Here is a 21,494-nt window from a genome sequence, read left to right as displayed (position 1 = left end):
GTGCCGTGCATTTCCGGCAATTAGACACATATTCCGGACAATTTCCTGCGATTGGACAATGATTCCGGAGCTGTTTTTTACAGAAAAAGGTTGGAATCGAAGCTGTTTTTCTTATATGATGAAGAAACATTTACGGAGGATAAGGACGAAGAGGTGAGCGAAATGTGGCGGCAGCAGTATCGAAAAAAGGGGCTATTCATCGCGATTCTCAGCGCTTGCGCACCCGCGGCTCTGATTGGCATTATGCTTTATGTGCTGGGGACACAGCAGATTGAAGCGCAGGCACAGAAAACCCATCGCAATCAAGTTGCCTATGCAACGGAACGGATCAGCCAGAACCTTACTCATTTGGAGACGATTATGGCGCAATGGTCCTTCAATTTGAATCTGGGGGCCGCCTATTCGGACTTGGAGATTTACAAGGATTTTCAGAGCACGCGCGCCATCTATCAAGCGCTGTCCTGGATTAAAGCGTCGGATCCTCTAATCGAAGAAGTTACGCTGTATCTGGACAAACAGCAGGTCGTGATCAAAGAAAGTTCGGGAATCCGTGTTGTCCAAAGCGAGAAGGAACTGCAAACTTACCGTGAGCTGGCCTCTTATCAACGAGATGTATACTGGACGCCGCGGGGAACGATCGCTGAGACGAATTCGGGGGAATTTGCGCCGTATATGCTGATCGTGCGGCTGCCGGGGGGATTGGTGCGAACAGAAGCTGCGCTCGTCGTTGAGATCAGCGCCAAGCAGCTGAATAATCTGATAGCCGAGCTGGATTCGGAAGGAACGGGCGCAACCGTGCTGATCCAGCAGGATGGCGATGCGATTTCGCTCGGGAAACATACGCTGACAGAACCGACCGTGCTGGACAAAGAACTGATTGACTCCATCCGTCATCCTCAACACACTGATAAATCCTCTGCAATTGAAACCTGGGGACAGGAAGCGTATTCCGTCTCATATGGAGGCATGAACCGTGTGGGGAATACGTGGACGCTGGCGGCGGCTACGCCGCTTTCCCAAATGACCAAGCCGGTGCAGACGCTTTCGCGGATTATGATTGCGACCGGCTTGTTCGGGGTGGCTCTGGCCTTGGCGCTCTCCTGGTATTCCTTCCGGCACATGTATAATCCGGTGCGGAAGCTGATGCAGCAGCTATTCCCCGGCCGCGTGGCGGCTTCATCTGATGAACTGGCTGCGATCGCCGACGCATGGAAAAATTTATCGCGGGAAAGTCAGATGCTTCAGGAGCGGGTGGATCGACAGCTGCCTTCCCTTCGGGAAAGCTTCCTGATTCAGTTGATGCAGGGGCACTTGTCGTTTCTGAGCGAGGAGGAACTCGCAGACCACATGGCGCAGTATGGGTGGGATGTGCAGGGGAGGTCGTTTTCGGTCATCGCGGTGAAGCTGTTGGGACTGTACAGATCGGAAGGCAAATTCTCTCCTGGAGATGAGCAACTGGTTACATTTGCGGCCGTGAACATTACGCAGGAATTAGCCGAGGGCATGCATCTGGAAACGAATACCATTAACTTTCAGGATTTGACCTTGGGCGTGCTCGTCAGTCATGCGCATCCGACGATTCCGTTGGAGGAGATTCGGACAAGCCTGTTTCACTTTGCTGAGACATTAGCGCCTGCGCTCAACAATCTGCTCAAAGTTGAAGTGACGGTATGCGTCGGCGCGAGCACGCAGGAACTGCATAAATTGCCGGTCTACTTTGAAAATGCGCGCAATGCGCTGAATCACCGGACGATTGGCGACGAGCAGCAGGTGATGGATGTGGATGACATTCTGCCCGGCGGTCATGATGTGATTGTCTATCCATTCGAAGAGGAAGCGGCTATACTCAAAGCGCTGCGATCGGGGCAAGAGAATGAACTGGACGTTCAACTAAATGAGTTTCTTGGTCATCTGAAATCGCGTCTGGTAAAGGAGCTCGATGTTCGGCAAGGGCTGCTGCAGCTCTGCGGCAATATGCAGAACACCATTATGCTTTCTGGCTTCAACCCTTTGGAATTGAACGACGGGGTGGATATCTGGCTGCATTTGTCGGAATTGCAGGAGCCGGAAGCAATTCTGCTCTGGATCAAGAAGCATATTGTTAAGCCCTATGTTCATCGGCTTCACAGCACGCAGGACATGCAGTTGAAGCGGCTTGTAGAGAATGTGCTGTCCACGATCCATACCGATTACGCCAAGGATATTTCCCTGGAAGGCTGCGCCGACCTTCACGGCACCTATGCCAAAAAGCTGAGTTTAGGCTTTAAGCAGGTCACAGGGATGACGTTCATCGACTACGTGACGATGTATCGGCTTGATAAAGCGAAGGCGCTTTTGCTGGAGACAGATGATAAAATTAACGACATTGCACTGAGTGTCGGGTACCAGCCGCCGTATTTCAACCGGCTGTTCAAGAAGTACGAAGGGATTACGCCGGGACAATTTCGCGAGCAGGCGAAATAGCGCGCCCGTGAGCTGCTCTGCCTGCAGCGCGCTTCTCGGAGCGGCGAGGCAGGCGTCATGAAAGTCATATGCCGGGAAACGGCTTCAGAATGGATGTGCAATTGCCGGAAATTGCACATCCCCTTTATAGTGAGGGCAAGAGCGCAGAAAGGAGGGCGCTTGGCCAACATTTCACGATAAGGGGAGAAGTTATGTGACAAGTATGTTCAAAAGAAATGTAAGCGTTTTACTTGCGTTTGTGATGCTGGCGGTTCTGTTCTTGGCGCTGCCGTCGAAGCAAGCGCACGCTTCGGACGCGTATGACGATCTTCGCGCCAAACGGAAGGAGATGCTGACCGGCGGCACATCCTACAGCACTTCGGACCCCGATATTGCCGCACAAATTACGACAATTACCACGAGAGCCCAGTTGTACTGGGATACGATGACGACACCGCCGGTCTCCTATGTATGGAGCGATCTGGCCAGCAGATGGGAAACCGTGCAAGTAACGAGCAGCTATAATCGTCTATATGCGATGGCGTTGGCGTATTCCACGTATGGCTCAAGCTTGTACAACAATGCTTCGCTTAAGACGGCTATTATTGCCGGTCTGGACTGGCTGTACACGAACCGCTATAACGAGACGAAGACTGAGGACGATAAATGGTGGGATTGGGAAATCGGCATCCCCAATGCGCTCAACGATACGGTCATTCTCCTGTACGATCAGCTCACGTCCACACAAATTACGAATTATATGAACGCTGTCTATCATTTCTCGTCGGATCCAACAAAAATGATGGGCACGGCGACTTCATCAGGAGCAAACCGCGTCTGGAAAAGCCGTGTCGTCGGCTTGCGTGGCATCATTATCAAAGACAGCGACACAATCACCGCAGCCAAGAACGCATTGAGTCCTGTCTTTGATTATGTGACGAGCAGTGACGGATTTTATCGGGACGGCTCCTTTATTCAGCATGCGTATTTCTCCTACAACGGCGGATACGGGCTTTCGTTGATTGACGATATCGCTAACCTGCTCTATCTGCTTGATGGCTCGACATGGGAGATAACGGATCCTGATGTCGCCAATGTGTACAAATGGGTGTACGATTCGTTCGAGCCATTCGTCTACAAAGGCTCACTGATGGCCCTTACCCGCGGTCGGGAAATGTCGCGCGACTATTCAACGGATCACGGCAAGGGAGCCGCCATTGGTCAGGCGATTACGCGCCTGTCGACCTTTGCTCCCACAGCGGACGCAATGGCCTTTCAGCAAATGGTGAAGTACTGGATTCAATCCGATACGTACCGAAGCTTCTATACGAATTGCCCCATTCCCATTATCGTGCTGGCGAAGAGTATTATGAACAATTCCGCTGTGACGCCGCGCGGTGAATTAATCGCGCACAAGCAATTCTACAGCATGGATCGCGCCGTTCATCTGCGCCCTGGCTTCGGATTTGCACTCAGCATGTCCTCCAGCCGAATCGGCACCTATGAATCGCTTAGCAATAACATTGAAAACAAGAAGGGCTGGTATACCGGCGATGGCATGACGTATGTGTACGATAGCGATTTAAGTCAATTCGACGATAACTTCTGGCCGACCGTCAACCCGTATCGTCTGCCTGGCACGACGGTAGACACGATGACGAGAGCGAACAACTCGGGTGCAAGCTATCGGAACTCGTCTGCCCGGGCCGGCGGCGCCGATATCGCGGGCTTGTATGGCGTCTCCGGCATGTCGCTGTACGGCTGGAATTCCAGCCTGACGGCGCTCAAGTCCTGGTTCATGTTCGATGACGAAGTCGTGGCGCTCGGCGCCGGCATTACCGATTCGAGTCAAACAGGGAATGGTTGGGATGGCATCGCAAGAAAGGTGGAGACCATTGTTGAGAACAGGAAGCTGAACAGCGCGGGAAGCAACACGCTGACGGTAAATGGTGTCGACGAAACGGCAACGTCCAGTTGGACGCAATCCGGTGTCAATTGGGCGCATTTGGCGGGCAACGGTTCGGGATCGGATGTGGGCTATTACTTCCCGGGCGGCGCGACGGTGAAGGGGCTGCGGGAAGCGAGAACCGGGAATTGGAATGCCATTAACGAGAACGGTTCGACGACCAATGCCACAAGAAGCTACCAGGCGCTGTGGTTCGATCACGGAACGAATCCAACGAATCAGGCGTATACCTACGCGCTGCTGCCGGGCAAAACAAGCGCGCAGATGAGCAGCTACGCGAGCATTCCGGACATTGACGTGCTGGAAAATTCGACCTCCGCACAAGCGGTGAAGGAGAAAACGATCAATGTGATCGGCGCAAATTTCTGGGAGGATGCGCTGAAATGGATTCAGGTCGGCGGCACGAACCTCATTTCCAGCAACAAGAAGGCATCGGTGATGACGAAAGAAACGACCGATGACTTCGAAGTCGCTGTCTCGGATCCTACGCGGCTGAATACCGGTAACATTGCGATTGAGATCAACCGAAGTGCGGCAAGTATCTTCTCAGTGGACGCCGGAGTTAATGTGACGCAACTGAGTCCAACGATCAAGCTGTCGGTCAATGTCAACAACGCGAAAGGAAAAACGTTTCACGCCAAGTTCAGTTTTATACCGACACCGTCTGTTCTGCTGATGGATGAAGATTTCGACACTGGAACGACTGGCAGCGCCCCTGCGGGCTGGACGGTGGATTCTCCGACGGGCGCGTCAACTACGATTGCTGCGGTGCCAAGTGCGTCGGATAAGAGCATGAAGCTCGCGGACAGTTCGACAACGACATTTACATATGCGAAGAAAAGCTTTGTCGCCCAAACGGGTGAAACAACCTTTGAGTTCCAAGCCATGGCTGCTCAGACGAGTTCAACGACCGGCTTTCATGTAAGGAACACCTCCGGTACTAGCGCCATAACGGTTGCGTTTGGCTCTTCAGGTGATTTGTACACCTACTATGGTGCGACCCAGACGAACCTGCAGACATACACGGCCAATACGTGGTACACCTTCAAGATTGTGGCCCGGCCTGCCACGGATACCTTTGACCTGTATATCAATGGCACGCAGGTTGTTGCCAACCAAAGCTTCAGGAATGCTGTTACTTCGGTGAGTGAGGTGTACTTGAACTCGCCGATCGCCTTAACGGGAACTTTTTATTATGATGAGATACAGGTGTATCACTAGAGAAAGCAAGAGGAGGATGTGGAGTTGGAGAGAATACACAACGACTGTTATTCTGAAAATTTTACTGATAATCGAAAAATAGATTGGTACCTTCCCCGGAAGTCTCGGAAGCAGACGGCGCTCCTTTTCATTCATGGAGGGGGATGGATGAAGGGCAGCAAAGAGCAATGGCAGGACGTATGCGCACATTTTGCGAATAAAGGCTATGTCTGCGCTACAGCGGGCTATAGATTGGTGCCGCAGTTTCGATTTCCCGCCCAGATTGAAGATGTGAGATTGGCGATTCAGCATATGAAACGCGAGAGCGGGAGGCTTGGGTTTGACGCTGGTCGCATTGTGGCCATAGGTTCTTCGGCTGGGGGCCATCTTACCGGTATGCTGGGTACGATGGGGGCGGATGATCCGCTTGGCGTATCGGATGAACTGCAAGATCGTGAGACCGTCCCTTATGCGGTGATCGGCTACTGTCCGGTTGTCACCATGTTCGACCGCAGGGATACGATTGCCAATCTGCTTGGTTATCCGCTCGGAGAGCAGGAAGCGTTGTATCGAATGGCGTCCCCAATAGAACGGTTGCGTGGGGGCGAGCCTCCATTTCTGCTGATTCATGGGGATGCGGATCAGTTGATTCCATTGGCGCAAGTGCAGGATTTCCATGATCGATTGCTCCGGCAGGGGGGCCGTTCCCGGCTTGTTGTCCTGCCCGGTGTCGACCACGGCTTCGGGTACGGCGTTCAGACCGAGGCGCAGCAAGCGGCGCTGGCTGAAGTGGAAACCTTCTTAAGCGATCTTGAGAAGGAGAAGTAAGGATTTGGCACATCCCTCGGTTGACCATTCTTTTCAATTGTGGCCTAGTCTTCTCCCATAGTCCACCACAATTTACTTTCCGAGCAGCCGCTTCCGGTACTGCTTCGGCGATATGCCTTTTAGGCTGCGAAAATGCTTAATAAAATAACTGGTATGGTTGAAGCCGGTTTCAGTGGCGATTTGCGTAATCGTTTTAGAAGGGTCGAGCAGCAATTGCTCGGCTTTTCTGATCCGCAAAAACAAAATGTATTTGAGCAGCGGCATGTGCATGAATTGCTTGAAAACGGTGGCAAACCGGCTATAACTCATCATAGCCAGGCGCGCGACTTCGACGGCATTCAACTCTTCATGAGAATGGTCGTTAATGAAGGAGAGTACCTGGGTAAACGTATGCATGCGCTCGCCGCTGTGGGAGTCCTCTTGTGGAGCGGCTTGGGCGAGCACGGAGCTATGGCGAAGCAAGAACAGCATCAGTTGGTGGATACCGGATGTAACGGTGAGTTCAAAACCGGTCTCCTTGGTTGTAAATTCGCTGTGCATCATCGTAATCATATTTTCGAATCGCTGCTTCTGTTCATTCGGAAGCTTGATTAAGTTCCAATTCAACTCCCGGTGGAGGGAGTAAGGCAGGCGATATTTTAAGTCAAAGGCGAGCTGCGGCATGGGCGACATCAGTTCAGGATCGAACCCAATGACATAATGGCTTGTAGCAAGATTTGGTTCAACGTACACAGCGTGCACTTCGCATGGAGGAATGAGAACCAGATCGCCGGCCTCGACGCTTAAGGTCGAGCTGCCTGTCGTCACCGTACCTCTGCCTTCAGCCCAGTACACGAGTTCCATATGATAATGCCAATGGTGACCGATCGAATAGCCTTCTGTTGTGGTTTGCAGCGTTCCGATATAGAAAGGGCGTTCAATGCTGCCGCTGTTCGATTGGTCTTTGTTCGCTTCCCAGTAAGGTGTGATGTTCGTCATATGCGTATCGCGGCTCCTCTCAGGCAATGAATCGATAGTAGAATCGTTATACTTTTTAATATGTTCATTATAGTTTACTTGCCTTATTTTTAGTAGGCTAAAAGTGGTCAAGTATGAGGCATAGCGGAAGGGGTTACAACATCATGAATGCAAGTATTCAGGTAGAAAGTCCGTTCTTTCTTGGCGTCAATTACTGGGCGTCCCATGCGGGGACGGCGATGTGGTCGGATTGGCGTCCGGAGCAAGTTGAGACGGATTTGGCAAGGCTGGCGGGAGCAGGTGTCGAAATTTTGCGTGTTTTCCCGCTTTGGCCGGATTTCCAACCCATTCATACCCTGTACACCGGACGCGGAAAGCTGCATGGGCATCGCTTCGGTGAGGAGCGGCTCCCGGATAGTCCTGCAGGACAAGCTGGGGTTTCCGAAGTGATGATGGAAAGATTCAAGGATTTTACCGCGATTGCCGAGCGCCACGGCTTGAAGCTCATTGTCGGACTGCTTACGGGCTGGATGAGCGGAAGGCTGTTTGTGCCTCCGGCACTGGAGGGCAAGCCGATTTTGACGGATCCGGATGCGATTCGTTGGCAGGTACGGTTTGTGCGGTATTTTATATCGGAAATGAAGCACAGTACGACGATCGTGGCGTGGGATCTGGGGAATGAATGCAATGAGATGGGGGAAGTAGCCAGTCGGGAAGAAGCTTGGCTGTGGACGTCTTCCATTGGGAATGCGATCAAAGCCGCCGACAGCTCCCGGCCGCTAATCTCGGGCATGCATAGTCTGCTTCCAGCAGGGAAATGGACGATGCAGGATCAGGGAGAGCTGACGGATATTCTGACGACACATCCGTATCCATTCTGGACGCCCTACATGGACTTTGATCCGCTGGACACAATCAGACCTACAATTCATGCGACGGCGGAAAGTTTGTTTTATGGGCAAATTGGCGGCAAGCCGTGCTTTGCCGAAGAGATGGGAACGATGGGCCCTATGGTGTGCAGTGAAGAAACGGCGGCTGCCTTTGCGCGAACCAGCATGCTATCTCAGTGGGCGCACGGATTGGATGGCTTGCTGTGGTGGTGTGCGAACGACCAGACGAAGCTCCAGCATGCTCCATATGACTGGGTAGCCTGCGAGGGCGAGCTCGGCCTGCTGACGGAAGAAGGCCGCGTGAAGCCGGCTCTTCAGGAAATGGGCAAACTCAAGAAGGCGATTGAGGCACTTCCGATGCCGAAACTGCCGTCGCGGATTACAGAGGCGGTCTGCATCATCAATACGTCCCAGGATCACTGGGCTGCGGCGCTTGGCTCTTTTATGCTGGCAAAACAAGCAGGGTTCGATCTCGAATATCAGTTCGAAGATCAACCGTTAAAACAAGCGGATCTCTACATGCTGCCGAGCCTGAGCGGCGTGCAGGGCATTCCCAAGCAGCGCTGGGAAGAACTGCTGCGCAGAGTAGCCGATGGGGCTACCTTGTATATGTCTACGGATGACGGCTACACGCTCGATTTTGCTGAGCTGACAGGGCTGACGGTGGTGAACCGCCAGCGTCGTGCGGAAGCGGCAGAGCTGAAATTGGCCGCTAGTGCTGGTGATGCTGAAATGGCGATCCCGGTCTCGTTCAAGCTCACCTTCCGCAATGACCGGGCCGAAGTGTTGGCCGAGGAGGAGGACGGCAATCCCGTCTTGACGAAGGCCTCTTATGGGAAAGGAACAGTCTATTTCTTATCCGTGCCTGTAGAACTCGCGATTGCGCAGAGCAAGGAGACGAGTTATCGGACCGAGGACAATCCATTTTGGAAGCTTTACGAAGCAGTATCCGCCGATGTGCGCAGCAGCAGTCGCGTTGTGACGGCAAATACGCCGAATTGGGGAGTGACCGAGCACCCGATCGACGAGCACACGAGAGTTGCAGTCATTATCAACTACTCACCGCTCACGTGCGTTAAGCAGTTGATCCTGGCCGAAGGCTGGAAGGTAGAGGCTTGCTGGTACGGCCAGGCTCCATCCCTGTCAAATGCTGAAGGAAGTGACGCGCAGAATATCTGGATGAGCAGCGTGCCGGCGAATGACGGATTGATTGTGCTGCTCTATAAATGATTTGGCCTGCACGACGGAAGGGTGCACGGGTTTGTGCTTGTTTGTAGAGCCTTCGGAAATAAAGGTTTCCGTTCGGCATTGAAGTTTTTTCATGAGCATGGCTATTAAATACGCTGGGGGAATGCTTGCGACTCGCCCCCATCAGAGCTCGCTGCAAAGATCTTTTGATCTTTCGGCGGGCTTTTTTGCGATAAGTTAAGGTTATTCAATAGACTTAATGTCAAATTAAATTAAACTTAGTGAATCCATCGGATTTAACTGAATTAGAAACCAACAATAACCGAGTTTTCTCAGGTCTTTTTTCTTATATTTAAAAATGTTTATTCCATTTTGGATTAAAGGAAGGTATAATGAATGTAACAAGAACGGACTTGGGAGGGATCCATTTTGCGTAATCGTAAACTTCATCTTTGCTTGGATATTTTCTGGACGTTTTTCAAGATCGGTCCATCGACGTTCGGCGGCGGGTACGCCATGATTCCTGTGATTGAGCGCGAAATTGTCGGCAAGAAAGCGTGGATGGAAGAGGCTGAAATGACAGACATTATCTCCATCGCAGGATCGGCGCCAGGCGGCATCGGTGTCAATGCTTCGGCTTTTATCGGGTATCGGCTTGCCGGTATTTGGGGTGCGATCGCTGCAGTTGTCGGGATTGCGCTGCCAACGTTCCTTATTGCGCTTGTTCTTAGTCTATTCCTGGTGTTCATGCAATCAGAGCCTAAGATTGAAGCAGCGTTCAAAGGCATTCACGGCGCCATTATCGGACTCATTGCCCTTGCCGCATACAACATGGGGCGCTCAGCGATTTATGACAAAACGACACTGGGCACAGCGATCGTATCTCTGGCCCTACTGCTGATCCTGCCGATCAATCCGATTTTGATCATTCTCGTCGGGCTGTTCGTCGGCGTTGTGCTGGTCAAGGTCAAAGAAGCGATGGGCTACCGCGTTACGCTTGAAAAGGGCAAGGAACCGATTCACACCTCGCATAACGGTTACACGCATTACGACTATTTTATCGCAGACGGCATTTAAAAAGAGAGAGGGGAGAGCCGAATGCTGTTATGGCAGCTTTTTATATCGTTTTTGAAAATCGGGTTCATGTCTTTTGGCGGCGGATACGCCATGATTCCGATTATTCAGCATGAAGTGGAGCAGCATGGCTGGATGCCGCTTGAGGCTTTTAACCAGAGCGTCGCGCTAGCGGGCATGGCGCCTGGACCGATTGCAACGAACAGCGCAACGCTTGTCGGGTATAAAGCCGCGGGTTTTCTAGGGGCTACTGTCGCTACCGTTGGGATGGTGCTGCCTTCGCTGATCATCGTCATTATTATTTCCTCGTTCTTCTATAAGATTTACAAGAGCAAGGCGGTTCATACAACCTTTTACGGACTACGGCCTGTCGTCACAGGGTTGATCGCTTACGCGGCCATCCATTTCGGCTTCGCAGGCCAAATGCATGATCTGTTCAACTGGCAGGTGCTCGTGACCATACTGATTGCTGCAGGCGTGTTTATCGCTGTCTATAAATACAAATGGCACCCGCTGGCGACCATCGTCTTGTCGGCCCTGGTCGGAATTGCTATATTTAGTTGAGAGTATGCATAACTTAAGTCGGACACGAGAGGAAGTTTCAGATGGAAACGAATAAACCATCCTGTTGTTCAGTAAGCCGAGCTTCGTCCGAGGAAGCTTCCTCGAGCGTGAATATTCAATTTGAACGTTTTGGCGCCAAGCAAGAAGAGACGCCTACGCGTGAGGCCAAGTCGGGGATGATTTACTTGTCAGGCGGCAAGTTTCTGATGGGGACAGACGACCGGGAAGGCTTCCCGGCTGACGGTGAAGGCCCTGTGCGGGAAGTCAGCGTAGCACCTTTCTACATAGATCCGTGTACGGTGACGAATGCTGAGTTCAAGCAGTTCATAGACGCAACCGGATACAAGACAGAGGCGGAGCGATTCGGCTGGTCCTATGTATTTCACCTTTTTGTCTCCGAAGCGACTGGCGCCAAGGTGCAAAATGCTGCGCACCAAACACCGTGGTGGTGGGCTGTGGAAGGCGCGGATTGGGCTCATCCGGAGGGCCCTGATTCGAACGTTGAAGAGCGCCTGGATCATCCTGTCATCCATATTTCCTGGAACGATGCGATGGCTTACTGCAAGTGGGCAGGCAAACGCCTCCTGACCGAGGCCGAGTGGGAATTTGCCGCGCGCGGCGGACTTGTGCAGAAGCGTTATCCTTGGGGGGACGAGCTAAAGCCGGACGGCAAGCATATGTGCAACATTTGGCAAGGGAAATTCCCGGTGAAAAATAATATGAGCGACGGCTACGCCGGCACGGCGCCGGTTCGCTCTTTTGAACCCAACGGCTACGGCTTGTACAACGTATCCGGCAATGTATGGGAATGGTGCGCGGACTGGTTCAGCCCGAACTATCATCTTAAGGAGAAGCGGGAGAACCCGATCGGCCCTCCCGCAGGCGATAACCGCGTGCTGCGCGGCGGCTCGTATCTGTGCCACCGCTCCTACTGCAACAGGTACCGTGTTGCGGCCCGCAGCAAAAACACGCCGGACAGCTCAACCGGAAACATCGGTTTCCGCTGCGCGGCGGACGTATAAATCAAGATGGGCACAGGACGCCTCAAACTTCGACGAGTTTGGGCGTCTTTTTGCATCATGAAAGCCGTCCTCTGGGTAACACATCCCTCTTATCGGCAATATGCTGAGTCTAGAACAACTTTATGAGGTGATCTGATTGTCAGTTGTAAAAGCCAGAAGCAGCGATATTGACATGCTGGCAAGGCTCCTGAGAGCTGAGGCTGAGGGAGAGGGAGAAATGGGCATGCTCCTCGTCGGAAATGTCGGCATTAACCGAATCCGAGCAAATTGCTCCGATTTTAAAGGACTTAGAACGATTCCCCAGATGATCAATCAGCCCCACGCATTTGAGGCGCTGCAGCACGGACAGTTTTATCAAAAAGCCAGAGATCGGGAGCGCCGATTGGCACAGCGTGCGGTAGACGGCGAGCGTCATTGGCCGGGCAAATTTTCGCTGTGGTATTTCCGCCCGGGAACGGCGGCCAATCCGAAGCCATGTCCGGAAACATGGTATAACCAGCCGCATGTAGGGCGTTACAAACTCCACTGCTTCTACGAGCCAACTGCGCAAGAATGTCAAAATGTGTACAACACGTTTTAAAAATGACAAAGAGACAGTTTTATTGAACTGTCTCTTTGTGCTGCGTTAGTCATGTCTCGAAGGCCTGTTCGCCAGAAGCATGAAGCCGAACGAAATCACGATGATTGTCCCCGCCCACCACCAGGCGAGCGGTTGATTTCCCGATTCGACCGCGATATAGATCGCGGTGGGGAGCGTTTGCGTACGATGCGGGATATTGCCCGCAATCATGAGCGTCGCGCCGAATTCGCCGAGGCCGCGGGCAAAGCCGAGAATATACGCGGTGCGAACGGAGCGCCAGGCGAGCGGCAAGGTGATGTACCAGAGCACCTGCCACTCCTTGGCGCCCGCGGATCGGGCGGCGTGCTCGAGATCGGCGTTCACGCCGGCGAAGCCGGTTTTCATCGTCTGGTAGACGAGCGGAAACGCGACGACGACCGATGCGATGACTGCAGCGCCCCACGTGAAGATGATCGTTTGATCGAAGAGCGCCTCGATGGCGGAGCCGATCCAGCCTTTTTTGCCGAGCAGCACGAGCAGGATGAACCCGACAACAGTCGGGGGCAGCACCATCGGCAGCAGAAATGCCGTTTCGATGAGCAGCTTGCCACGAAAGCGGCGTCTCGCCATTAGCCATGCAGCCCAGCAGCCGAGCGCCAGCACGATAAAGCTGGCTACGCCGGCTACTTTCAGCGACAGAAGGACAGGGGAAACGAATTCTTGCCAGGAAATGCCGACCATGTTACTTGGCAGCAACGGTAAAGCCGAATTTCACGAATACATCGAGCGCTTCCTTGCTTTGCAGATACGTATAAAAATCGCCGGTTTCCTTGCCATGCTTTGTCGCTTTCACGATGCCGGCCGGGTATTCGACGGCTTTATAGGTTTTCGGGTCGATCGTGCCGGCGATTTTCACCTGTTTGGAGGTCAGAGCGTCCGTTTTATAGACAAACCCTGCTTCCGCGTTGCCGGACTCAACATACGTAAGCACCTGGCGTACGTCTTTGCCTTGCACGATTTTGTTTTGCAGTGTATCCCACAGCTTCGCATTCGTCAGCGCTTCTTTCGCATATGTACCCGCGGGCACGGTTTGCGGTTCGCCGACGGCAACATGCTTGATGTTGTCCGCTGTCAAATCTTCCACCTTGGTCGCGGCAACCTTGCCGTCCGCCGGGACGACGAGCACAAGCTCATTTAAGAGCAGGCTCTTCTGCTGGGCTGTATCGATGAGCCCTTTGTCGACGAGGTCTTTCATATTTTTGGCCGCTGCCGAGAAGAATAGGTCGGCCGGAGCGCCTTGCTCAATTTGCTGCTGAAGCGCGCCAGAAGCGCCGAAGTTGAAGTTCAATTTGATGTTCGCATGCTGCTTTTCATAGTTAGCGGCGATTTCTTTCATCGCATCCGTCAAGCTAGCAGCAGCGGAAATCGTAAGCTCCACTTGCGTTTGCGGCTGCGTGGAAGCCGTTGCAGAGGCAGTTGCTGCGGCGGCTTGTGTGCTGGCAGGAGCTGGGGAACTCGTTGGTGCAGGAAATTGACTGGACGTGGACGAGCAGCCTGCAGCAAACAGCATAAGCGCAAGTCCAAATAACGAAACAGTACGAAACATGATTTTCTTCATCTTTTTACCCTCCGACTTGTTCTATTCTATCTATTTAGTTATAAATAGTATGATTTAGTTATAAATGATTATAATTCAATCCGTTTCGTGCGTAAATATGCAATTTGAAATCCTTGTCCAATCGGCATATGATGGAAAGAAACGAGCTATCCGGAGGTCGCGTATGACAGCGAATATATCTTATACAACCGAGGACATCTCCAAGCTTCTGAAAATATCGAAATTAACGGTCTATGATCTGATTAAAAAAGGCGAGCTGCCGGCCTACCGTGTCGGCAAGCAGATGCGAGTGGACGCATCCGATCTAGAGGCGTACAAAGCGAGAGCCAAGAGCGGCACAGCGGCCGCCGCGATCAAGGTGGAGGTGGACGAGCCCGGCTATGCGTCCCAAGCGCGGCTCCAGCCGACAGCATCTGGCGACCGCAGTTCACTTGTCATCACCGGTCAGGACATGAGTCTTGACATTCTGGCGAAGCACTTGGAACGCAGGACGCCTTCGCGTCGGCCACTGCGCGCCTATGTCGGAAGCATGGACAGTTTGATCGCGATGTACAGGGGAGAATCGGACATTGTCAGCACGCATTTGCTGGATGGCGACACGGGAGAATACAATGTGCCGTATGTTAGGAAGCTGCTGATCGGCCACGCTTATGTGGTCGTGACGCTGGTGCAGCGAACGGCCGGGTTATATGTGCAGCGCGGGAATCCGAAAGGGCTTCACGGTTGGCAAGATTTGGCGCAGGAGGGGCTGCGCCTCGCCAATCGGGAGAAGGGCTCGGGCGCCCGCGTACTCCTAGAAGAGCAGCTTCGCCTTCACGGGATTCCGGCGCGGCAGCTGCTCGGGTACGAGCAAGAAGAGACGAACCACATTGGCGTTGCAGGGAAAGTGGCGGTCGGCGCTGCCGATGTCGGTATCGGCATTGAAAAAGCGGTATCGATGGTCGGAGGCGTCGATTTTATTCCGCTCATTCAGGAGCGGGTGGACCTCGTCATGGTGAAGAAGCCGGAGAGCCTGGGCTGGATTCAAAGCGTCATCGACGTTCTGCAATCCGAGGCGTTTCTCGGCGAGCTTCGCCCGATTCACGGCTACGACCTGTCACAAACAGGAAAAATTGCGTTTGAAGTATAGTCGGTGTGCAGAGCCTTAGGCCTTGGCAAGATAAGGTTCTGCGCGTATAATTGTTAACGTGTGCAATGGTTGAAGCGTTTAAATTAGGCGAAAAGAGGTCGATGACAATGAACCGCAAAAGTGTAGGACGTGCAGGATTTGAAATTTCGACGGTAACGTTTGGCTGTTGGGAGCTGGGCGGAGGCCCATGGGAGTTCACGAATGATGAGAACAACAAGCAATTGCTTCGCAAAGCTTACGAGCTCGGCGTGACAACGTTTGACACGGCGGAAGGCTATGGCAACGGCCACTCGGAGGACATCGTAGGGGCTGCGCTGAAAGACATCCGCCAGAACTGTATCATTTCCACGAAAGTCAGCCGCGCGAATTTGCATCCGGATCAAGTCCGCCGGTCGGCGGAAACGAGCTTGCGGCGATTGCAAACCGACTACATCGACATTTATTATATCCACTGGCCGAGCTTTGACATTCCTGTGGCGGAGACGCTTGGCGCGTTCAATAGGCTGAAAGAGGAAGGTCTGATTCGGGCGATCGGCGTTTCTAATTTTTCGCTGGCACAGCTGCAAGAGGCGGTCCAATACGCGCAAATCGACGTGATTCAGCCGGAGTACAGCTTGCTTCACAGAGCGATCGAAGGCGACATTGCACCGTTCTGCGAAGAGTGGCAAATCGGCATCATGAGCTACAGTTCAATTGCGAAGGGAATTTTGACCGGCGCGTTCCATTTGGCAGGGAAAAAGCTGGCCGAAGACGATTTCCGCGCGCAGCGGCGCCTGTTTTCGCCGGAGCATTTGCAGGCGTCGCAGCAGCTGCTCGAAACGATGAAAGCGATTGCGGATGAACACAGCGCGAGCGTATCGCAAATTGCGATTGCGTGGCTGCTGCATCAAGCGCCGCTGACGTCGGCGATTATCGGCACGCAGGATGAGCGCCATTTGGCGGACAATCTGGGAGCGGCGGACGTTCAGCTTCGTGCGGAGGAATTAAAGGTATTGAGTGAGACGAGCCGGCAAGCGTTGGCGAAGATCGGATACTAGATTTGGAATCGTATAAAAGGTGTTTATCATGAGAGCCTGCGCTATGCAGGCTTTTTGGCGTTTGGCCGGCGAAGCCTTTTAACCCTGCATTTCGCAAAATCTCTTAAATAACAACATATGAAACTTAAAAAACATGATTTATCTCGCATGAAAGCGTTGTTAAGCTTACAGCATAGGAAAACATATTCCTGATTATAGAAAGGAGATTGAGCATGAAACGGCTTTTCAAGCAGGCGATATCTTTGCTTTTATGTGTGTGCATGGCTGTTACATCCCTCTTGTTGGGTTCAGCTACGAACGTTGCGAACGCTGCGGGAACGACGGTTTCGTTTCAGCCGACACAAGACGGGTTTGTATCCAATTTTAACGGACAAGGCAACAATACGAATCCAACGGCAACGAAATTAATCTATGGGAAGTCCCGTCATACTTATTTTAAGTTTGATCTATCTTCCATCGATACGACCCGGTATGCGATTGGCGATATGAGTATGACGCTCAGCTTTAGGAAGTCGCATGCGGCGAATGAGCTGATTTTTACGGAAAGCGAATCGGTTCTGCGCGGTACGAGCACGGAATGGACGGTCACGAATGTGACGTACAATAACCGTCCGTACGATATTGCCGGAACGCCAAGTGTAAGCAAGAATGTCACATCTACAAGCGAAGAGAATCTCTCTATCGATTTGTCAACGATCTTCCAGAATGCTTTGAACCAGGGCAGAAAGGTCGTCACGATTCATTTGACAACTGCGAAAGTGGACGACGGTACGGTAAGTGCAAGCGAGTTGTATTCCTCAAGAAATACAGCGTACCCAGGACCAGCCTTGAGTGTGACCCTCGGAAACCCGATTGTGAACGACGGGGTCGATAGAACGGCTCTGAATTCAATTATCGGTCAAGCAGAGCAATTAGATGAAACCGCATACACGCCTGGAAGTTGGGCGACATTAATGACCGCGCTCAATGCGGCGAAAGATTTGCGCGTTAACAACACGACGCAGAGCGAAGTTAATCAAGCCGTTGCCTCACTGCAAACGGCAATAAACAACCTTGTGGAAGCAGAGCTTCCCTCCAAGATTGCGGGGCCGGATATGGGCAATTATTACAACAATAGTAAAACAGCTGCTAAGATCATCCTGATGAAAAATGAGGCTGGACAATATGTGAAGGTAGACCCTGTCACAGAAAAGCTGTCGCTTACAGCCAGCGCCGCTGAGGCGTCGCCGTTTGCGTTGTATGTGCTGGATTATTTTGCGACTGTGGATCATACCGAGCCTGAAGTTGGGGCTACACGAACGGCGTATTCCATCAAATCCTTGGTCAATAACAAATATTTGACCATTCAAAACTATTTTACGGCGGAAGAATTTCTGAGCAATACCCATCGTTATTTTAATATTGTGACGGGGGCCCAAAGCGGAAGCAGTACGGACCGGACGTTCGAAATCAAGGCATCGGCTGCTGTGCCGGGCTGGAATGAGCGGTTCTATATCGATCAGTACGCGACTTCAGGTTTTTATCGCATCTGGTCGCATTTGTCGACGATGAGGGACGATGTAAGCTTTAACCGATATAATGTAAAAATGTCCACAACCGCTATGCTGAGCAGCGGAACGGCGTCCGAGAATACCGAGTACAAATTTTATTTTGACCCCGTGACGGACAAAGATCAATTGGACATCAGCCAGAACGTCTCCGGGAATAGCGCTAGCTTGTTCTGGAAGCCGATTAATGGCGATACGAACCCAGCCAGCTATAGTGTCAATACAGGAACGGTCACTGGAATCGTGTACTCAGGCGGTTTGATGCGTCTGGCGCTCGCCAATCTAAGTGTCGGCGTTCATTCGTATGCGGTTGCTTATAATGGAGGCGGCTATCAAACGTCGGCGGATGTGAATGTCCGCATATTCAATCATCCCGGCATCCTGCTTACAATGAATGATTTGGACAGCATGAAAGCGCATGTGCTGGCCAAGGAGGAGCCATGGTACTCCGATTACCAAAGAATGGTGAACAGCGTTTCGTATGGCGTTGCCAGCTACGACTATCAGACAACTGTCTTTTCCAACGTCGGGCGCGGAGGAGCTCCTTCGGATTCCGGAAATATCGGTTATTTTGAAAAAGGAGGCAATGCCGCTTATTTCAATGCTTTGCAATGGGTGATTACCGGGGATCGCCAGTATGCCGACAAAGCTGTGGACATTGTGACGCAGTGGGCGAACGCGCTGAAAGTGATTGACGGCCGGGACAGAATACTGGGAGCCGGCATCAATGCGTATAAGCTGGCCAGTGCCGCGGAAATTATCAAGCATTATAACGGCGGCTATGGCGGATACAGCGATGCCGACTTCAAGGCGTTGCAGGATATGATGATCAATGTGGTCTATCCCGTGATTCAGGATGCGGCAGTTCCGATGCTGGCCAATGGCAACTGGGACCTGGCGGCGCTGGTCAGTATGATGGCGATTGGCGTGCTTTGCGATAATACCGAAATTTTTGACCGCGCGATGTTCTTCTATCAAGACATTCACACGAATGGTTCGATCTTCGCTTATGTGAACGATGCCGGCCAGACGATGGAAACCGGTCGCGACCAGGCCCACGCTATGCTGGCGCTTGGCTATATGTCCGAAATCGCGCTGATTGCGAAAAGTCAGCAAGAAGATCTGTATTCGCTGTATAATAACAGGCTTGCGAAAGCGTTCGAATATTTGGCCAAATACAACCTGTATTCAAAGGAGTTATACGGAGAAGATCTTCCTTTCGTGGCGATGCCGAACGTGTTTGCGGATACCAGCAGAGGGTATTACGGCGTCGGTTTTGACAGAGACAGCAACGGGCTGAACCGAGGCGAGATCAGACCTGTTTTTGAACAAGGACTCGCTTTGTACAGAAACGTGCCCAGCGTCGATCTGACCTGGACCGAAAGAGCGGCGGCAGCGTCGCGCCCGCAAGGCATGGTGCATTTTGACAATCTGAACTTTGGCACCTTGACGTACTATAACGGTGAGCCGCTCGGCACAATAAGCGGACCGTATTTTCAAATGCGGACCCGTTGGGAACCGCTGTATCAACGGAATTGGAGCACAGTGAACGGGGAGAAAGTGGCCGAGACACTGAACTCGTACTATGATGTGAATGATAAAGGCGAGCTTACGACCAGTGTGATGAAGGGAACTGCACCTTTCTACCGGACGGTCGCGAACGATGACGGCACGTATGCCATTCAAGTGCTCAAAACAGGTAAGTTTTTATCTATCAAGGATGAGACGGCTGGGGATTACAACGTCATCAAAGCTGATGCAACACAGATCGGCGACAATGAGAAGTTTATCCTGCGTGCCAGCGGAGTCGGCCCGTTCTTCCTGGCTTCGCCCAAGTATGAGAACCGGATTGTGTATCAGGATGTTGTCGGTTCAGGCAACACCGCAGTATTAACGCTTCGTCTGGGAACAAAGAAGTTGTCGCAAATTACAGATACTCCGGATGTTACGACGAATGAAAGATTGCTCTTTATGTACAATACGCAGGAAGTTGCATTGACTGGCCTTGAAACGCCGCCGACCATTCCGGGCAGACCGCAAAGCTTTGCAGTTGTAGCCGGTGACGGACAGGTAACATTGAGCTGGAGTACGCCATCCGATAACGGCGGCGCGGACATTACGAAGTATGAAGTATCCAAGGATAATGGCATTTCTTGGATGGATGCAGATACCCAGACTGGACACACTTTCACGGGCTTGACGAATGGAACTGTGTACTCGTTCAAGGTGCGGGCAGTCAATAGTGTCGGCAGCGGACTGTCGGCGGATGTGCAGGCTGCGCCGGTTGCGGCAGATAGCTCGCCCTCAGATCCGGGTTCAGCACCGGTTACGACCGGCCCGGTAGTGAAGGAAGAAGAGAAGCAGCATGTGTCACTCAATGGCAGTAGCGGCACACTTACCCAAACGGATGACGGCGGCTACAGCCTGGTCAGCACTGCTGAGCAAATTAAAGCGGCGCTTGGCGGCAGCAGCGAGTTGATCATTCATGCGCAAGATATTACGAATCTGACCGTGAAGCTCCCAGTTTCGGCGATGGGCACTGCGGCTTTGACGGTGAAGTCTGATTTCGGAACGGTCACACTGTCAAATGGGGCGCTGCAGGAAATGGTGAAGCAGTACGGAGACACGCTCGTTCTTCGCATCCGCAAAGGAAGTTACGTGCTTGAACTGCTAGCAGACGGCAAGCCGGCGGCGTACAACGACCCCGCTCATCCATTGACGATTACACTGCCTGTCCAAGTGGCTGAGGGACGCGATGCTTCGGAGTATGTCGTGGTTAAGAAAGAGAACGATCACAATGTGATTCTGCCATTCGTTGTTGTCGGAGATGGCGGAAGCGTGACCTTCGACGTGGCAGGGACGGGCACCTACGATGTGCTGGCAAATGGCCTCGCTTTCCAAGATGTGCCTTCGGCCAATTGGGCAGCGAAGGATATCGCCTTTGTGACGGCGCGGAGACTGTATGAAGGAACGGCTGACCATGTATTCAGCCCCGAAACTTCCATGACGCGGGCCATGTTCGCCCAGGTTCTCGCCAATCTGGAGGGAGCCGACCGCAGCAGTACAGGAGCGTCTGCGTTCTCCGATGTGGTGGACGGCACCTGGTATGCGGCGGCCGTGAACTGGGCGGCGAAGAACGGCATCGTGAGCGGGACCGCTGAAGGCCTGTTCAGCCCGGATGCCAGCATTACGCGCGAGCAGGTGGCGGTTATGCTGTGCAACTACGCGGCAAGCAAGGGGTATAAGCTGAGCGCAACGAGCAGGGCAGACTTTACCGATGGTGATAGCGTGAGTACATGGGCGCAAGAAGCCGTTGACAGACTCGCAGCGGCAGGCATTTTGAGCGGCGAAGATGGCGGCTACTTGGATCCGCAGGCGGGCGCTAGTCGCGCAGAGGTGGCTGCGGTGTTTGCAAGATGGATTCGAGCGTTACAGTAGAAAAGGGACAAAGATAAACGGCTCCGCCGTCCTTT

The 21,494-nt window shown here is 52.6% G+C and carries 14 protein-coding genes; 11 read left to right on the top strand and 3 right to left on the bottom strand.

The window, feature by feature from the left end; translation table 11 throughout:
• Positions 1-162: 162 nt before the first annotated feature.
• From ABE504_RS30200 to ABE504_RS30190, 3 genes are all read left to right on the top strand, one after another.
• The gene (locus ABE504_RS30200; protein ID WP_430096257.1) at positions 163-2,463 is read left to right on the top strand and encodes a helix-turn-helix transcriptional regulator; all 2,301 of its coding nucleotides are present in this window, start codon (positions 163-165) and stop codon (positions 2,461-2,463) included.
• Positions 2,464-2,665: 202 nt separating this feature from the next.
• Positions 2,666-5,629 (top strand): polysaccharide lyase 8 family protein, encoded by a 2,964-nt coding sequence (locus ABE504_RS30195; RefSeq protein ID WP_430096256.1) that lies wholly within the window; start codon positions 2,666-2,668, stop codon positions 5,627-5,629.
• A gap of 18 nt (positions 5,630-5,647) precedes the next feature.
• A complete protein-coding gene (locus tag ABE504_RS30190; protein ID WP_430096161.1) occupies positions 5,648-6,436 on the top strand; it encodes an alpha/beta hydrolase in 789 nt (262 codons plus the stop codon).
• A gap of 72 nt (positions 6,437-6,508) precedes the next feature.
• Here the strand turns inward: ABE504_RS30190 and ABE504_RS30185 are convergent, their stop codons facing one another.
• Positions 6,509-7,414 carry a helix-turn-helix domain-containing protein gene (locus tag ABE504_RS30185; RefSeq protein WP_430096158.1) on the bottom strand — a complete coding sequence of 302 codons (906 nt, stop codon included), beginning with the start codon at positions 7,412-7,414 and terminating at the stop codon, positions 6,509-6,511.
• A 143-nt stretch (positions 7,415-7,557) separates the two neighbouring features.
• Here ABE504_RS30185 and ABE504_RS30180 point away from each other — a divergent pair, with 143 nt between their 5' ends.
• The 5 genes from ABE504_RS30180 (at position 7,558) to ABE504_RS30160 (ending at position 12,711) form a co-directional block, all read left to right on the top strand.
• Positions 7,558-9,513 (top strand): glycoside hydrolase 5 family protein, encoded by a 1,956-nt coding sequence (locus ABE504_RS30180; RefSeq protein ID WP_430096155.1) that lies wholly within the window; start codon positions 7,558-7,560, stop codon positions 9,511-9,513.
• 387 nt (positions 9,514-9,900) lie between these two features.
• On the top strand, positions 9,901-10,548 hold the full coding sequence (locus ABE504_RS30175) for a chromate transporter (RefSeq protein WP_430096152.1): 648 nt from the start codon (positions 9,901-9,903) through the stop codon (positions 10,546-10,548).
• A 21-nt stretch (positions 10,549-10,569) separates the two neighbouring features.
• Complete coding sequence (locus ABE504_RS30170; RefSeq protein ID WP_430096149.1) at positions 10,570-11,109, top strand: chromate transporter; 540 nt, start codon at positions 10,570-10,572, stop codon at positions 11,107-11,109.
• A 107-nt stretch (positions 11,110-11,216) separates the two neighbouring features.
• Positions 11,217-12,131, top strand: a complete 915-nt coding sequence (locus ABE504_RS30165) for a formylglycine-generating enzyme family protein (RefSeq protein WP_430096147.1) — start codon at positions 11,217-11,219, stop codon at positions 12,129-12,131.
• 136 nt (positions 12,132-12,267) lie between these two features.
• Complete coding sequence (locus ABE504_RS30160) at positions 12,268-12,711, top strand: cell wall hydrolase (RefSeq protein ID WP_430096144.1); 444 nt, start codon at positions 12,268-12,270, stop codon at positions 12,709-12,711.
• 45 nt (positions 12,712-12,756) lie between these two features.
• Here the strand turns inward: ABE504_RS30160 and modB are convergent, their stop codons facing one another.
• Together modB and modA are read right to left on the bottom strand one after the other, a co-directional pair.
• Positions 12,757-13,431 (bottom strand): molybdate ABC transporter permease subunit, encoded by a 675-nt coding sequence (gene modB, locus ABE504_RS30155; RefSeq protein WP_430096254.1) that lies wholly within the window; start codon positions 13,429-13,431, stop codon positions 12,757-12,759.
• Between the two features lies 1 nt (position 13,432).
• The gene (modA, locus tag ABE504_RS30150) at positions 13,433-14,308 is read right to left on the bottom strand and encodes a molybdate ABC transporter substrate-binding protein (RefSeq protein ID WP_430096141.1); all 876 of its coding nucleotides are present in this window, start codon (positions 14,306-14,308) and stop codon (positions 13,433-13,435) included.
• Positions 14,309-14,471: 163 nt separating this feature from the next.
• Between modA and ABE504_RS30145 the strand changes: the two genes are divergently transcribed.
• From ABE504_RS30145 to ABE504_RS30135, 3 genes are all read left to right on the top strand, one after another.
• Positions 14,472-15,437: a substrate-binding domain-containing protein gene (locus ABE504_RS30145; RefSeq protein WP_430096138.1), complete on the top strand. Its 966-nt coding sequence runs from the start codon at positions 14,472-14,474 to the stop codon at positions 15,435-15,437.
• A gap of 107 nt (positions 15,438-15,544) precedes the next feature.
• On the top strand, positions 15,545-16,474 hold the full coding sequence (locus tag ABE504_RS30140; protein ID WP_430096135.1) for an aldo/keto reductase: 930 nt from the start codon (positions 15,545-15,547) through the stop codon (positions 16,472-16,474).
• A gap of 212 nt (positions 16,475-16,686) precedes the next feature.
• A complete protein-coding gene (locus ABE504_RS30135) occupies positions 16,687-21,459 on the top strand; it encodes an S-layer homology domain-containing protein (RefSeq protein ID WP_430096132.1) in 4,773 nt (1,590 codons plus the stop codon).
• Positions 21,460-21,494: the final 35 nt, after the last annotated feature.

The organism is Paenibacillus oryzisoli, from assembly GCF_050467285.1.
In the GTDB taxonomy this organism is placed as follows: Bacteria; Bacillota; Bacilli; order Paenibacillales; family NBRC-103111; genus Paenibacillus_E; species Paenibacillus_E oryzisoli_A.
This window is presented reverse-complemented; position numbering and strand designations above follow the sequence as displayed.